The organism is Mesorhizobium tianshanense (genome assembly GCF_007830515.1).
Taxonomy (GTDB): Bacteria; Pseudomonadota; Alphaproteobacteria; order Rhizobiales; family Rhizobiaceae; genus Mesorhizobium; species Mesorhizobium tianshanense.
Map to the genome: position 1 here is coordinate 31,942 of NZ_VLKT01000053.1, position 15,957 is coordinate 47,898.

Genomic DNA, 15,957 nt, shown 5'->3' on the forward strand with positions numbered 1-15,957 from the left:
TGCCCATTTGCGCTGCCGCTTGCTGGTCGACGGTTATCGGTTCATCCTTGTGAACACCCTGGCCGTGAAGTGCGTAGCGAGATCACGCCGTCACGGCCCCTAGCGAGGTCTTGTCCTATGGACTGCTCGGGCTGCGGTTTCGAAGTTGAGGGCGGTTACGCTTTCTGTCCGAGGTGTGGCAGGCGCCAACCCGTGCCATGCGCCAGTTGCGGCTACCCCTGCGCACCTGATTTCGAGTTCTGTCCGAAATGCGGGGCAAGCGTCGGTGCGCCCGCAAAAACCGTCGAACGGCCTGCTCCGACACCAAGCCGGACCATTGTGCCGCCTTCTCGAACTCCGTCGCTGCTTCCGAACATCGAAAGCGAAGATGGGCTGCATCCCGTCTCTGACGCCGATCGACGGACGGTAACGGTCCTGTTCGCAGACCTTTGCGGCTTCACGACACTCAGCGAGCAGCTCGACCCCGAGGTCATGCAAGCGCTGCAGAACGAACTGTTCAAGGAATTGACGGCGGCCGTGCGAAACTTTGGTGGTTTCGTCGACAAGTTCATCGGCGATGCGCTGCTCGCTTTGTTCGGTGCACCGGTCGCGCATGAGGACGATCCGGAACGTGCGCTTCGCGCCGCTCTCGACATGATCGCCCGGACGGCGCGGCGCGGCGAAAGCGCCCCCCACTCCGGCTCGCCTCTGTTACTCCATATCGGCATAAACACTGGCCCGGTCGTCACTGGCGGGTTGGGCATCGGCACCGCCAAATCCTATTCGGTGACCGGCGACACAGTGAATACGGCGCAACGCCTGCAATCGCTGGCCGCACCGGGTGAGGTGCTGGTAGGCGAGCTCACTCACAGGCTGACCCGGCATGCCTTCTCTTACGAGTCGCTGGGTGATGTCGTGCTTCGCGGCAAGGCTGGCAGTGTGCTCGTCCATCGACTGGATGCACCGCTTGCGGCGCCGCGTGCAGCGCGTGGGCTCGAGGCGCTCGGCCTCAGCGCGCCGATGATAGGTCGTGGTGCGGAGCTCCATAGAATGCTGGCGAGCCTTGACCAGGCGTGCGGCGGCTCGGCCCAACTTGTCCGCCTCGTCGGAGAAGCCGGTATCGGGAAATCGCGGCTGGTGAAGGAGTTCGTCGCCCGCGTCGGCGACGAGGATCGTTTTCGAAACGTCGCCGTGCGGCAGGCCACGTGCTCACCGCTGGGCGAACAATCATTTGGCGCCTTGGGCGCAGTGGTGCGCAGCGCTGCCGGGATGATGCAAAACGACAATGGGGACGAAATGCGAGGGAAGCTCGCAGGCTTGCTTGCCGATCTCGGCCTGCAGGGCGAGGAGGCGAAGCGGCTGATGCCTTTGCTCTACCATGTGCTTGGCCTTGGCGACCCCGATGCCACCTTGCAGCATGTCGAGCCCGAGCAGCTGCGGCGGCAAATTCTCTATGCAGTCCGCACAATCATCGAACGGCGGCTTGCGTTGTCGCCGCTGTTGATTGTCGTCGAAGACCTGCACTGGGCCGACGCCGTGTCGCTCGAGGCACTACGTTTCGTGATGGACAGGTTGGTGCGCACGCGGTTGATGGTGCTGGTCACGCATCGTCCGGCACCGGGCAACGACCAGCTCGACTCAAGTCGGGTCAGTCATACAGCGCTCAGGCTTTCGCCGCTCAACAATGATGACGGACGCAGCCTGTTGGCGGCGCTTTTCGGCGAGAGCTGGGTAAACTCCGCAGGAGGGCTTGTCGACCAGATCCTCGAGCGCGCGGGCGGCAACCCCCTTTTTGTAGAGGAAATCGTTCGCGGCCTTATCGATCGCGGTGTACTGATGCGCGAGGGCCAGCGATGGCGGACTGTGGCAGGCGAAGTCGCAACCGGCATTCCCGCCACTATCCAGGCAATGTTGCTTGCTCGCGTCGACCGGCTGCCCCAAGAGGTGCGCCGGTTGGCCCAGGAAGCCGCGGTAATCGGCCCGCGCTTCGACGCCACACTTCTGAAAACCGTGACAGCCGACCCCGGCCGGCTAGAAGCCGGCTGCGAACTGCTTTGCGATGCGGAATTCATCGAGGAAGTTGCCGGATCAGGCTCGGTCTCGTCGCAAAGCTACCGCTTTACGCAAACATTACTGCAGGACGTGATCTACCAGAATCTGCTCCTGCAACGCCGGACCGACATCCACGGGCGGGTCGGTGCTGCCTTGGAGCAACTGTGCGGCGACAAGCCGGAACGGCTCGAGGATTTGACCGTGCTCGGTCATCATTTCGCACAGAGCGCCGAGCGGGAGAAGGGCGCGCATTACCTGCAGGCGGCGGGCGATCGCGCTCGCATGATATACGCCAACGACGACGCCCTTCGTTTCTACGAGCGAGCACTGACTGCGTTGGACGCGATCGGGCAAACACCGCTCAAACTGGCAATTGCAGAGCGCATTGCCGATTTGAGCGGCCCGGTAGGCCGCCGCGAGATCGCGCACCACCACTACGAGACGGTGTTGCAGGCATACCGCGAGTCCGCCAATCGTGTCGCTTCGGCGCGAGTTTTGCGTAAGATCGGTCGGCTGCTCTGGGACGTCGGCAAGCGGGACAACGCAGAATCCCGCTATGTTGAAGCGGCAGCGCTCCTCGATGGAGCGGATGCCCCGATCGAGCAGGCGCATCTCTGGCAAGAACGCGGTCGACAGGCGTTCCGTAGCGGAGATCACGCTCTCGCGGTAAAATGGGCAGACGCGGCGATGGATTGCGTACGTACTCTGACAACGGAGCATGTCTCCGAGGTAGGATGTGATGCCACTCTTGTGACCGCCGAGGCACTTAATACCAAGGCTGTTGCGTTGGCTCGCCTTGGGCGAAACCGTGAAGCCGTGCGTCAGGTTGAGCGTAGCATTGAATTGGCCGAAGCCGCCGGTCTACTGGGTGCGGCCTGCCGCGGCTACACCAATCTCGGCGTGCTTTACACGACCATCGATCCGGCACAGGCGATGGAGGTCTGTCGGCGCGGTCTTGAAGTGGCACGCCATATTGGTGATTTGGGTTTCCAGGCGCGCCTCCTCGCCAATCTGGCGGTCGCTTGTTGTACTTTCACGGATCGCTGTCCAACGGAGGGCGTGCCTGCTGCCGAGAAGGCCATCGAGATCGACCGGGCGCTCGATCAGCGCGAGCACCTGCCGGTGCCGTTGATCGTGCTTGGGCAGATCCACCAGTGCCACGGCCGTCCGGAACTGGCGGTTGGCTTGTTCCACGAAGCACTGGACGTAGCCCGCGAAACGGGCGAACCCCAACTGCTGTTTCCGTGCTATGATGGTCTCGCAACGCTTAATCTCGACCTCGACAATCTGGCCGAGGCCGAACGCTACTTTTCCCTGGCGCAGGATATATGCGCCCAGCACGGGCTCGACCCGGAAGCGCTTGTGGTGCTGCCTTTTCTCGACTAGCCGGGGTTGGAGGTTGGAAATGTCCTCGCGTAGTGACTTGGTGCCGCTTCAACCGGGCGACCGTGCGCCGAACTTGGTACTCGACGCCATTACCCAGGAAGGCAAGATCGCGCTTGACGACTTTCGCGGACAAAAACCGGTGTTGGTCGGCCTGTTTCGAGGTCTGCATTGTGCGTTTTGCCGGCGCTATATCGCCGCCCAGGCGCGGCTTGATCCGGATCTGCGCGACAAGGGCGTGGAGAGCCTGACGGTGGTCAACACGCCGATCGAGCGGGCGCGTCTCTATTTCCGCTACCATCCGATGCCGAATCTGCTTGCGGCCTCCGACCCTGAACGCGCTTCACATCGTGCTTTTGGACTGCCCAATCTCGAATTCACCCAAAACGAGACGAACTGGCCGTACAAGGTCTCGATGGCAGCGGCAAAGGATATGCGGGTCGACATACCAGGCGAGTTGCCAGGTCCGATGGATCCTATTGCGGCCAGCGAAATCCTCAACAAGAAGGACAATTACGAAGTGACCGAAGCCGACGAGCAGATGATGGCAACGGGACACGGACAATTGGTCGGTCAATTCCTGCTGGACCGGCAGGGGATCGTCCGCTGGAGCTTCACGGAGGTTCCAGAGGGTGGGCGATACATGTTTGGGAAGCCAAACCCGCAGGAGCTGATGTCAGCCGTGTCCCAAGTCGCCCAATAGACACCTTTGCAAGAGTGTGTTCCGGGGCAATGGTGAAATTGCAGTACGCGGGCCTTAGGCGTCCTGGGAAGCCCGCCGACATCTTGCCGGCGCAATGACGCGCGACCGTGTTTCGGGCGGCAAGCTGGACCGCTGGACCTGCCCTGAGTTTTTTGACCGAAGGGGCCGTCGCAACGGTTGATAAGTTTGCGGCACGCAGTCGCGTCTATCCCCGCATAATGCGATAGACAGTTGCATCGCCCTCCACACCTCGAAGAGGCGCATCAAACGCGACGACGCCTCGGCCGGCAAGCAGGTCACTCACGTCGGGCGCGGAATAGAGCGCCTCGGAGATGCAAACCTGTCCGGCTTCCGCCAGTGACTGCACGCGTGCGGCGACATTGACGGTCTGGCCGAAGTAGTCGAGGTTGTCGTTGAGTGTGACGGCAATCGATGGACCGCAGTGGGCACCCATCTTCAGGATAATCCCAGGCCTGACATTGTCGCCGTTGAAGCGATCGATTTCTTCAAAAATGTTGAGGGCCGCCGAAATCGCATCCGATGGCCGCGAGAATACTGCCATCACCGCATCTCCGATCGTCTTTACGACAGCGCCGGAATGCTGGTGGACCGCCGCATTGAGAAGGGCGAAATGCTCGCGGACCAGGGCATACGCGTTGAGGTCGCCAAGGCGCTCATACATGGCGGTGGAACCCTTGAGATCCGTGAACAGGAAGGTGATCTGCCGGATGCCGAGCCCCTCCTTCTCGTCGACACGCTCGGAACGGAAGAGCCGGCGGAAGGTTTGCCGCGCAAGCAGCGCCCCGCCGGAAACATATGGATCGAAATCGAGCGTCGGCTTGGTCGTCAACGCGACAAGCTCGGGCGGCCAGTTGATGAGAAGCAACGCGCCACGACCGGATCCCGTATTCGCAACCTCAATGACAACCGGACCGGGCGGCACGGCCGGCAACGAAGGCAAGAAACGCTTGCCGTCATAGTTGATCTTGAGAAGTGTCGGCGCCAACACCGGATCCCCTGATATTGGTACCGCGAATGCCGCCTGTGTCTGCACGTTGACGCCTGACAGGGAGCCGGGATCGAGGTCAGCGCGCAGCGTTGTTGTGGTGCCCGGCGGCAGGAACGTCATGCCCCGCACGAAGCCTCGCAGAACGTCCAGAAAGCGTACGTCCTGCCCGGGCAGCCGCCCGTCATTGCCGAAGCGTAGCTTCCAGTGAAAATCCTCGACAGAGAGCGTCTGGGGCTCGTGGAACGAAACCCGCCGCAGATGGGGCGATACAGAGAAGGAGACCTCAATGAAGTCGTCGAGGTTGGTATCGCCCGATACGTCGCACAGGCCGCAGACGTAATGCGTCTGCAACGTGCGCAGGGCGCCGAAACTGTCGAGCACCATCCCGGATTGAGGACAAAGCACGTCCCAGCTCATATCGAACAGGCCGCAGCGGGCCGCGTGAAGGAAGAGGTCGATTGCTTCAGGCTCGGCGATTGCGCGGTCGCGGGCGAAGGCCAGCGGATTGACACGATAGAGCGCCTGGTCGTCGCCGTTCCTGATAAGCGTTTCGAATTTCGAGATGACGCGCGGGCTCCAGGCTCGCGCCTGCTCGATCTCGGTCATCTTGCCTTCGAGAAGACGATCATTGACCACTGGAACGACAGCTCCACCCGTTTGCCTTGCGGCAGCCTACCAAAAATCCTGCCCGATGCGAATGGACGGAAACGCTTCGTCTGTCTCGAGACTTAGGGCGGCACGCGCCACACTGGTGCAGACGCGCTGAATGTCGGGTCGGTCATTAGCGGACTTTCGCAAACATACCGATTAGCGCTCTTCGACAAGCCAGAATTAACGGTTCTGGCGATGCTTTCTGCCGCCGCTGGACTACCGATGTCCTTTGTGGATGTCTCCTGTATCGTGGGGTCGATGCGACAACACCCCTTCCAACCGTCAGAATGCCGTCACCGGGAGCGGGCCCGTCCAAGTGGGGTAATCGCGGAACAACGCACCCTGGCGGTAACTCCGGCGTTTGCCTGCTCGATCAGCCGCACGCCGGTGTCGGTCTCCGCATGACATCGGGCGATCGCGGCAGTCTGGTCACATGAGCCATCGTCAACGACGATAATCTCGAGCGCACGATAGGACTGAGCGCGTACGCTGCCGAGCGTCTCGTCGATCGTGTCTCGCGCATTATGAGCGGGAATGACACTGACAAGTTCACCGCTCTTCGAGCACGGCCTCGACAATGGCAACAAAGTCATCGAGTGAGCGATCTCCGCGAATCTCGATGCGCGGAAGGTCGATGGGATCGCAATCGAGGTCCGCCGGCCCGTGCTTGCGGCCGAAGCCGATCCGATAGCCGCACTCCTTGGCCAGCCGGCCAAGCCGTCGGTCGGTGACAGAGAATGGTGCCGCGAACGCCGTGGTTGGCCGACCGGTCCACCGTTCGATGAACATACGAGATCGCAACAGCTCGGCGGCCAAGTCAGAGCTCGACAGACCATCGATCGCGCGATGCGTCGCCAGATGGCTTCCGAAGAACGCACCTTCGGCGGAGAGGCGTCGCACCGTTCCGGCGCCCATAAGCTGTATCGGCGGACCGCTGTCGGCGTCCCACAGTGCACTTTCACCCACCAAGTCCGTTACCAGGAACACTTCCGCGGTCAGGTCGTTCGCGCGCAAGATCGGCCAGGCATGGTCGGCAAAGTTCTGGAAGCCGTCATCGAAGGTGATGAGCACTGGGCGGCCAACAAAAGGGCTGCGGTTGGCGATGGACCCTTCCAGCTGCTCGGACCCAATCGCGTGAAAGCCATTGGCGCGCAGCCATGCCATCTGGCTGGCGAATGCGGCGGGTGTGAGCCGAAAACGGCTGAGCGCGGCCGGACCATCATCGGCGACGCTGTGATACATGAGGACAGGGATACGCTGCCGCCGCTCGCTACGTGCGACGTCGCGGCGCAAGGCCCGTGCTCCGCCCCAGACGATATTTCGCGAGACCCCGATTCCGACGGGCGCGCGGATTGGCACATGATCTATTATTGGTTCCGTCGCCACGTCGCCCGGTGACAGGCGACGGAAGCGGTCTATGCGATAGAGCTCGGTCTGGATCGATTGCTCGAGGACGAGGCCTTCGGTCGCTGCCAGCGTCTCCGAGATCGCTTGTGCACCGAATGTGTTCCAGTCGAAGCCCGTCCTTTCAACATTGTCACGCAGCACGAATGCGTGTGCGCTGATGAAACTGCCGCCAGGCGCCAACGCCTCAGCGAATTTTTTGGCAATGCGCCGCAACTCGGCGAGATCGTCCAGGTAGTAGAGCACTTCCGAACAGACGATCAGATCCATATCACCCGGCAGCGTGTCGGCAGAGAAATCCAGTACGCCGAATTCAATATTCGGCTGATCGCCGCATCGCGCGCGGGCCCGTTCGACGGCTATGGCGGAGATGTCGGTTGCGGTCAAATGGCCCACTCGCGGCGCCAGCTGCCGCGTGAAGTGCCCCTCCGCGCAGGCCAGCTCAAGCGCCCGTCCGATGGGACCGGCCGGCAGAATTTCGAGCTGCCGCTGATATTTTTCCTGCTCATAGGGCGAACTGTAGTTCCAGGGATCTTCGGTCGCGAAATAGCCATTCCAGAACGACGTGCGATCCTTGTCGTGCCTGGCCCGTGCGCGGCGCGGCGCCGCGGGAGGCTCCGCAGGTTCGGCGCTCGACCGAACCAGCTCCCGCGCTTCCTCGGCCAATTGGGCGAGTTTGCCGAAGTGACTGTCCGGATCGGACCGGCGGTCAAGCCGCTCACGGGGCACGACATTCTGGATCAATTCGATCCAATAATCCCTTGTCACTGTTCCGAGTACGCCGAATTGCACGACAGCCTCGATCTGGCCATCCGTCATCAGGTAGGCATAGATTTGATCGATTCCCTCCGGAAGTTCGATCGCGGCCGGATTTCGAGCGTCGACGCGAATTCCAAGTGTCCGCGCCAGCCTGCGCGGCGCGGCAAGATCGTCGACGTCGAGAAGCATTTGCTCAAGCTGATACTGGACGCGGCGACCCGCGACGGGATTGCCCCAAACCTTGCCGAGTTCGAGGATCAACTCGGTGACGGAGCCGCCGAACCTGTCCCACCTGGCGGCCAATTGCCCTGGCACCGATAGGCTACCCACCATAAGGCCATCGAAGGCCACCTTGGCGATCTCACGCGCCCATTTGCGTCCTGCCGGGAGCGCGCGCAGGGGCTGCGGGTTGATCGAGCGTGAGCCGCAGCCGCAATCCGACGCGGCGTTCCACAACGCGAACCACGCGAGTGCCTCGGAAGCGGTGTGGCCGCTCGCCTCGATCGCTCCATTGGCGTGTGCCGGTGCTGGGTGTTTGACCCTGGGATCAGGAGAAAAGCCGCGGGCTATCACGATTTCCGCATCTGCCAGCATCTGCGTCGAATTGCGGGAGAGCGCGTTGGGGCTGACACCATAGAAAGCGAGCGGCTCGTCGACCATCACCCAATTTTTGCCTAGACGTGCGAGGCGCTGCCACAGATCCCAGTCCTCGCAGGTGCGCAGCGAAACATCGAAGCCGCCCAACTCGACAATTGTCTTCCGGTTGACGAGCACCGCGTGAGTGCGGATGGCGCACCGGCGCGCGAATGTTTCGAAGGGCTGGATCGCAACCTCCGTCGGGATACTCGACGGGGTGAGTTCGCCATCGGGCATCACGCGCCGGGAACCGCAATAGGCGGCGACCGCATCGGGCGCGGCTTCAAGTGCGGCCAGCATTTTCGCAAGGAAGCTGGTATCCACCCAATCGTCCGCATCCAGAAACATGAGCCAATGGCCGCGCGCTGTCGAAATCCCGCTATTGCGCGCGCTGGCGGCGCTATACGCGCAAGAGCTCAACGTCCGAAATCGGGCATCGTGCTCCACATAACCGGCGACAATCGCGGCGGTGGCGTCCGTGGAGGCGTCGTCGACGACGATCGCCTCCCAATCCACTATTTCCTGATCGAGAAGGCAATCGAGTGCGCGCGCCAGCGTTACCTCCGCGTTGTGCGCAGGAATCACTATTGAAACCAAGGGATTATGCGCCACGCCGTCTTACCCGCGCCTGGTTCGAAGGTAGAACAAGAGTCCCGAAACATAGCCGGCGATTTCCTGCCAAAGGAAACGGTCCTCAGGGAGGCTGCGTCCAAACAGTCTCCTGCGAACTCTTCCGAGCCGCCGCGACGCCGCCATTTGGCTGCAGAGCGAGCTTGCTCCTGTCGTGCTATCGATGTTGGAAGCCTGGTGCAGCATTCGCATCCGTGCCGCCGAGCTTGGGCGCCAGCTGTCGCAGATGCACGTCAAAGCCAAGCATGCCGCATACTCATGTCGATACCCGGAATCGGCACCATGACCACAAACTGCGGTCCCTGGCACCGTATGAGGTGCAATAGCTATGGCAAACTGACGTCTTTTGCAATCGGGGGCGCAATAAATGCAAGCCCACTGAAGCTGGTATGAATGACTGCAGCTATTGGGACTATGCTCCCCTCCTATCGACCGGAACGCCTCGATTCCGAGGTGCATTCTCGAACAGCCATTCTCCGTGCGAATGAAGACCTTCTTCTACCGTTGGGCCCGCATCGGAAGCTAATCGTCGCAGTATAACAGCCGGGTGCGAGACAGTATGTGCCCCGCCAGACCAGCTACTTTAGCCATATCTAATGAATATGCGCTACTTAATTGCGCTCCAGTAGCTAATAGCCTGACATTGTATTACTCATTTCGATAGTAGATTGCGCCAAATGGTCGTTTAGATTAGCCGGTTATGGCTGCTATCACAGAGAGATGCGAGAGGGACACCAATCGGAACTTGTGCATCTTCTGCTAGTCCAAGAGATGTAAAAGGGACGCACGAATTGGCTTAAGTCAAGAAGATTCCGGCTTGCGAGCTAGGTATTTTGCTGACATGCTTGCGTGTTTTCAGTTTTGCACTGTGGCAGGTGTTCAAACGAAGGGGCATAGGGATGGCTAAGGAATCTTCGAATACCGCTTCTTCAGCAAATAAAGCGGAAGGAAATCTGATAGGTAATGCAGACGGAAACGGGCTGACCTTCATGGGAGTCCAGGCTCGCGAGGGCGGGGTCTCCGGCGACGCTGTAGGTGTCGACAAGATACGTGATCTGCTGTTCGGCAACCAGATGCAGGACTATGACCGCCGTTTTTCCAAGCTTGAAGAACGGTTTTTGCAGCGCTTCAAGGATGTCGAATCCGAGGCCAAGCGCAATCTTGAAATGTACGAGTCAAATGCAAAGAAGCAGGTTGAATCGCTCGCGGCGCAATTGCGGAACGAAAAGGATGCACGAGCCGAGGCCGACAAGGAGATTGACCGCAATCTTCGCGAACAAAATCAGGCGCTTGAAAAGCAGGTGCGCGCGTTGTCGGATCAATTGAGCGAGCTTGAGCGCGAAGTTGCGGACCGGATAAATCGAAGCGATCAATTGCTGCGTGAGGAAATCAAGCAAAAGAATGAGAGCATTCAGATGCTAATTGAGAAAATGTTCTCCGATCTCAGCAACGTCAAGACCGACCGAAATCTTTTGGCTGGCCTGTTTGTCGAGGTTGCAAAATGTCTAAATCAGGATCCCGTCGGCAACAAGAGTAACTCGGAACGTAGTTGGAAAGTGAGTTGATCGGAACTTGACGTCGACCGTCGACCCAATCAGCCTTCCTCAAAGGGCAGCTTCGAACGATACAGAGATTGATCGCGAGGCTCTGGCTAGTCTTTTGGTCGAAATTGCCCGGAGCGTCGATCCGGACTATCGCGCGCGGTTGGACGGAGTTCCAACCGCCGATCCTCGCATGGAAACGCTGCGCCAGTTGCTGGTCGGCCGTGAAATTTCGGAGCTTTCACGAGTTACCCACCTGCTCGACGAACCTGAGCAGCTTGCGGCTGCAGTGGGGGACGTTCTCCCCAGTGCAGCCGCTCGTGCGTCGCATGCGCAACTCGGAGAGGCCCTTGCGCCAGCTGTCGAGAGGGCCGTGCAACGGTCCATCCAGAAGAGCCCGCGCACGCTTACGGATATATTATACCCGGTGTTTCTGCCGGCAATTCGCAAGTCGATCGGGGAAAAGATCGATCAGACCTTTCAGTCGCTGAATGAAACTTTAAGACATATATTTACCTGGCATGGGCTCAAGTGGAGATTTGAAGCCTGGAGAACAGGGGCAAGCTTCTCAGAAGTTGTCCTTAAGCATTCTCTTGTCTATCGTGTAGAACATGTCTTTCTCATTAACCGCAATTCCGGTCTTTTGATAGCGCATGTAACTGCTGATAATGCAACGAGCGAAGATCCTCAACTCATTTCTTCGATGCTCAGTGCAATTCAGGATTTTGTTAAAGACTCATTTAACGAGAAAGAGCAGAGCGGCCTGGACACTATCCGTTTCGGGGAGCTTCGTCTCTGGTCAGAAGTTGGACCGTTTGCGACCTTGGTTGCGGTGATCCGGGGAAATCCGCCAGAGGAATTACATGAAATAGTTCGCGATGTGTTGCTTCGCATCCATGATGAATGCTCACAGGCTTTAGAGCAGTTTGACGGCGACAGTTCGCAGCTGGCCGGCGTAGAGACGCAGTTGCAGACCTGCGTTGAACTGAAGCAGGAGGAATCAAACCAGGGATTTCCGTGGCTAGTGGTGGCTGCAGTCCTGCTGGTTTTGATTCCGGCAGGCGGTTGGTTCTTTCTTTCCTGGCAATCCGGGCAGCGCTGGCAGGCCTATGTGTCGCGACTGGGGACCCAGCCGGGCATCATCGTTGCCGAACAAAAAATGCGCGATGGCCAATTCTATATTGCCGGCCTGAGAGATCCGCTTGCCGCAGACCCGCAGTCGCTGTTGTCCGGAACGCAGGTCGATCCCGCCCGCGTTCATTCACACTGGCAATTCTATCAGAGCCTTGAGCCGGAGTTCGTATTGAAGCGGCTAACGGCGTCGCTGGCTCCGCCGGATTCAGTACGACTTTCGATCGTCAATGATCGCATCGTTGCCGAGGGTGAGGCTCCCGACACCTGGATAGATCGGGCACGCGCAGCGGCCCGACAGCTTTCAGCAGGCGGACCGGTATTCGATATCTCCAAGGTCCGTGATGTGAGCCCCGAAACACGCGCGGCGGAGCACTGGCAGGCCTATGTGTCGCGACTGGAGACCCAGCCGGGCATCATCGTTGCCGAACAAAAAATGCGCGATGGCCAATTCTATATTGCCGGCCTAAGAGACCCGCTTGCCGCCGACCCGCAGGCTCTGCTGTCCGGAACAGGGGTTGATCCTGCTCGCGTTCATTCGCAGTGGCAATTCTATCAGAGCCTTGATCCGAAATTCGTGCTGAAGCGGCTGATGGCGTCGCTGACCCCGCCGAAATCGGTTCGGCTTTCGATTGTCGAGGATCGCATCGTTGCCGAGGGTGAGGCTCCCGACACCTGGATAGACCGGGCGCGCGCAGCGGCCCGACAGCTTTCGGCAGGCGGACCGGAATTCGACATCTCCAAGGTCCGTGATGTGAGCCCCGAAGCACGCGCGGCGGAGCACTGGCAGGCCTATGTGTCGCGATTGGAGACCCAACCGGGCATCATCGTCGCCCAACAAAGGGCAAGGGGCGGACATTTCTATATTTCCGGCCTGAGAGACCCGCAGGCGACCGACCCCCAGGCTCTGCTGTCCGGAACGGGGGTTGATCCTGCTCGCGTTCATTCGCAGTGGCGATTCTATCAGAGCCTTGACCCGAAGTTCGTGCTGAAGCGGCTGATGGCGTCGCTGACCCCACCGAAATCGGTTCGGCTTTCGATTGTCGAGGATCGCATCGTTGCCGAGGGTGAGGCTCCCGACACCTGGATAGATCGGGCGCGCGCAGCGGCCCGACAGCTTTCGGCAGGCGGACCCGTATTCGACATCTCCAAGGTTCGTGATGTGAGCCCCGAAGCACGCGCGGCGGAGCACTGGCAGACTTATGTGTCGCGACTTGAGGCCCAACCGGGAATCATCGTCGCCCAACAAAGGGCAAGGGGCGGACATTTCTACATTTCCGGCCTGAGAGACCCGCAGGCCGCCGACCCGCAGGCTCTGCTGTCCGGAACAGGGGTTGATCCGGCTCGCGTTCATTCGCAGTGGCAATTCTATCAGAGCCTTGATCCGAAGTTCGTGGTGAAGCGGCTGATGGCGTCGCTGGCCCCGCCGGATTCAGTACGATTTTCGATCATGAAGGATCGCATCGTTGTCGTGGGTGAGGCTCCTGCCGCCTGGATAGATCGGGCGCGGGTCGCCGCCCAACAACTGGCCGCGGATGGACTCTCTCTAGAAATTTCCGAGCTGCGCGAGTTGACCCCTCAGGAACTCACTCGTTTGAGGGAGGCTATTCAAGCGGTCGACATTTTCTTCGATTCTGGCAAGGCTGTACCGGGACCAGAGCAACTGCCAGTTCTCGACAAATTGGCGAATCAGTTGAAGGGATTGGCCAAGGACGCCCGCAAGGCAGGCGTAACAGCACAGTTCATGTTGACTGGCCATTCGGACGCCGTGGGCCGTGAGACGACCAACGCGTCGATCAGCGCCGCCCGCGCCGAGACAGTTCGTGCGCTTCTCAAGAAGCGCGGCGTCGCTCCGGAATCGCTTTTGGTTCGCGGCGCGGGCACCTTTGAGCCGGCGGAGACTGAGAATAGCCGAGCCGGGAGCTCCGCCAATCGCAGAGTTTCGGTTACGGTAAACTTCCACTAGGGCGGAGCCCAGGATATTGCAAAAAAAGATCTGCATGTTGGGGGGGTTCGCTGTCGGAAAGACGAGTCTGGTTCGCAGGTTTGTGCAAAGCATCTTTTCAGAGACCTACTTGACCACGGTGGGAGTGAAAATCGACAAGAAGAGTGTCGTATTCCCGGACAAAACCGTGGATCTGATTTTGTGGGATTTGGCCGGCGAAGACGATATCGGCTCATTCCGCGTCAGCTATGTGCGAGGTGCGAGCGGGCTCGTGCTTGTCGTCGATGGAACCCGCGCCGCTACTCTTGCCGTGGCGCTCACGCTGCGCGAGCGGGTCGAGGCCGAGTTCGGCGCTATGCCGTTTGTATTGCTGTTCAACAAATCCGATCTGGCCGATCGGTGGGCGATTTCGGACAATGAAATAAACGAATTGAAGCAAATTGGATGGCAAATCTATCTAACAAGTGCGTTTTCGGGTGAACATGTTGATGATGCGTTTCGTCAGCTTGCTTCGATGGTTGCTAAATAAACTATGGATAGATTGCCAATAGAAGTCCGAGAATGGCTTTACAATTTCGTCTACAACGAACGTGCTGTTGCATATCTGAAAATAAATTCCCAGCTTTTAATAGCTGATAAGGGTGGTAGTGTTGAACATTACGGCCTATCATCACTTTGCATTGGCAAGCCCGTTGCCGAGCAGCTTGAATTCATGGAAGGTTTGCTGCCCTGCATAGATCTTCCATATCATATGCCCATGGTAGAATTGCCCGGCGGGCGTGTTGCAGACCTTCATCTTTATACGGACAACGCCTGCATCTGGCTGCTCTTTCTTGACGCCACCGCCGAACGCGACAATAGGCAGCGGATTCAACAGAAGGCGTATGAAATGACGCTTCTGCAAGAGAGAGAGCGCCAACTCAACGAGAAATTGCAGTTGATGAACGAGGCGTTGAGCAAGACCCAAGAGGGATTGTCGCGTGAATACCAGCGCGCCGAAAGCCTACTCCTCAACATTCTTCCGGCGTCGATCGCGGAGCGCTTAAAAGCGGACGAACAAATTGCAGACAACCACGCTGAGGTGAGTGTGCTTTTTGCCGACATCGTCGGCTTTACGGAAAGAGCGCGGAGCGTGGGAGCCGAGACAACGCTGGCTATTTTAAATTACTTCTTCAAGGCGGCGGATATGCTCTCGGAACGATACGGCTGCGAAAAGATCAAGACAATCGGCGATTGTGTGATGGTGGTCGCTGGCCTGCCCGCCGCGCGATCCGATCATGCAGAAGCCCTTGCGCACTATGCACTTGAGCTGCGGAAGGCGGTTAAACGCGAACGCTTCGCAGGAGAACCGCTAAGACTCAGAATTGGAATTCACTCAGGACCAATCGTCGCGGGCGTCATAGGCAAAAGGCGGTTTGCCTATGACCTGTGGGGCGAGACCGTTAATCTCGCCGCACGTATTCAAACGTCCGCGGAGCCCGATGAAATCCGTATTTCGGATGCAACTCACAAACTGCTTGGACCAAATTTTGCTTGCGACCCACTCGCGGAAACGGAATTGCGTGGTACAGGCCGTGTGCGAATGTGGCGGCTCCCGGCCTGATTTGTCGCTGGCAGTGCCGACCCTGGAGCGCAGCTTGCTCGATCCATCGGCATCAGCTTTCAGCAGTTCCAAAAATACAAGAACGCTAAGAACCGCGTGAGCGCATCGATGCTCTATGAGATCGCCAGGTCGCTGGGCGTGCCTGTCAGCCGCCTCTTCGAAGGCCTGCCGGGAAACGACGAGAATAGCGAACCTCAGCCTCTGTCGGTCGAGAGCGCTTCGATTTCATTGTCAGCGCAGAAGGCCAGCGGCTGATCGAGGGATTGAGGAATCTTCCCCCGCGGGTACGCGGCCGCGTGGAAGGCTTGATCTCCGCATTCGGGAAGAGCTGGCAAGTCCTCGACGCGGACGGGGACAACGCGAAGGCCGGAGAACCCGCACTGGCGGAACGCAAGAAAGCTTGGCCGACAGGTAGCCACGCAAGCGAATCTGCTGTCGCTAGACGTCATGTTCCAGGGCTGAGATCGGTGGCCCGCCCTTTCGTGCGATTAAGAGACGAGGGTTGCTCGGATGGGCCGAGCCGATCCTCAC

Annotated in this window: 9 protein-coding genes and 2 pseudogenes; 8 read left to right on the forward strand and 3 right to left on the reverse strand. The window is 59.3% G+C overall.

The window, feature by feature from the left end:
- The first annotated feature begins 117 nt into the window (after positions 1-117).
- Positions 118-3,417: an adenylate/guanylate cyclase domain-containing protein gene (locus IQ26_RS30895; protein WP_145722177.1), complete on the forward strand. Its 3,300-nt coding sequence runs from the start codon at positions 118-120 to the stop codon at positions 3,415-3,417.
- A 19-nt stretch (positions 3,418-3,436) separates the two neighbouring features.
- Positions 3,437-4,117 carry a peroxiredoxin-like family protein gene (locus tag IQ26_RS30900; protein ID WP_145722178.1) on the forward strand — a complete coding sequence of 227 codons (681 nt, stop codon included), beginning with the start codon at positions 3,437-3,439 and terminating at the stop codon, positions 4,115-4,117.
- Between the two features lie 205 nt (positions 4,118-4,322).
- Here IQ26_RS30900 and IQ26_RS30905 read toward each other — a convergent pair whose 3' ends face one another.
- The 3 genes from IQ26_RS30905 to IQ26_RS30915 form a co-directional block, all read right to left on the reverse strand.
- Positions 4,323-5,732 (reverse strand): adenylate/guanylate cyclase domain-containing protein, encoded by a 1,410-nt coding sequence (locus IQ26_RS30905; protein ID WP_145722189.1) that lies wholly within the window; start codon positions 5,730-5,732, stop codon positions 4,323-4,325.
- A 338-nt stretch (positions 5,733-6,070) separates the two neighbouring features.
- A complete protein-coding gene (locus IQ26_RS30910; protein WP_145722179.1) occupies positions 6,071-6,370 on the reverse strand; it encodes a glycosyltransferase family 2 protein in 300 nt (99 codons plus the stop codon).
- On the reverse strand, positions 6,327-9,161 hold the full coding sequence (locus IQ26_RS30915) for a trifunctional glycosyltransferase/class I SAM-dependent methyltransferase/polysaccharide deacetylase (protein WP_240547310.1): 2,835 nt from the start codon (positions 9,159-9,161) through the stop codon (positions 6,327-6,329). The genes IQ26_RS30910 and IQ26_RS30915 overlap by 44 nt, the downstream gene beginning before the upstream one ends.
- A 187-nt stretch (positions 9,162-9,348) precedes the next feature.
- On the opposite strand from IQ26_RS30915, the pseudogene IQ26_RS40700 reads away from it, so the two are divergent.
- The 6 genes and pseudogenes from IQ26_RS40700 to IQ26_RS30945 form a co-directional block, all read left to right on the forward strand.
- Positions 9,349-9,494: pseudogene (locus tag IQ26_RS40700) on the forward strand (IS110 family transposase); the annotation flags it as partial.
- Between the two features lie 611 nt (positions 9,495-10,105).
- Positions 10,106-10,771: a coiled-coil domain-containing protein gene (locus IQ26_RS30925; RefSeq protein WP_145722181.1), complete on the forward strand. Its 666-nt coding sequence runs from the start codon at positions 10,106-10,108 to the stop codon at positions 10,769-10,771.
- A gap of 7 nt (positions 10,772-10,778) precedes the next feature.
- Positions 10,779-13,844 carry an OmpA family protein gene (locus tag IQ26_RS30930; RefSeq protein ID WP_145722182.1) on the forward strand — a complete coding sequence of 1,022 codons (3,066 nt, stop codon included), beginning with the start codon at positions 10,779-10,781 and terminating at the stop codon, positions 13,842-13,844.
- 34 nt (positions 13,845-13,878) lie between these two features.
- Positions 13,879-14,352: a Rab family GTPase gene (locus IQ26_RS30935; RefSeq protein WP_208760251.1), complete on the forward strand. Its 474-nt coding sequence runs from the start codon at positions 13,879-13,881 to the stop codon at positions 14,350-14,352.
- Between the two features lie 3 nt (positions 14,353-14,355).
- The gene (locus tag IQ26_RS30940; protein WP_145722184.1) at positions 14,356-15,426 is read left to right on the forward strand and encodes an adenylate/guanylate cyclase domain-containing protein; all 1,071 of its coding nucleotides are present in this window, start codon (positions 14,356-14,358) and stop codon (positions 15,424-15,426) included.
- Positions 15,427-15,468: 42 nt separating this feature from the next.
- A pseudogene (locus tag IQ26_RS30945) lies at positions 15,469-15,681 on the forward strand (helix-turn-helix domain-containing protein); the annotation flags it as partial.
- Positions 15,682-15,957: the final 276 nt, after the last annotated feature.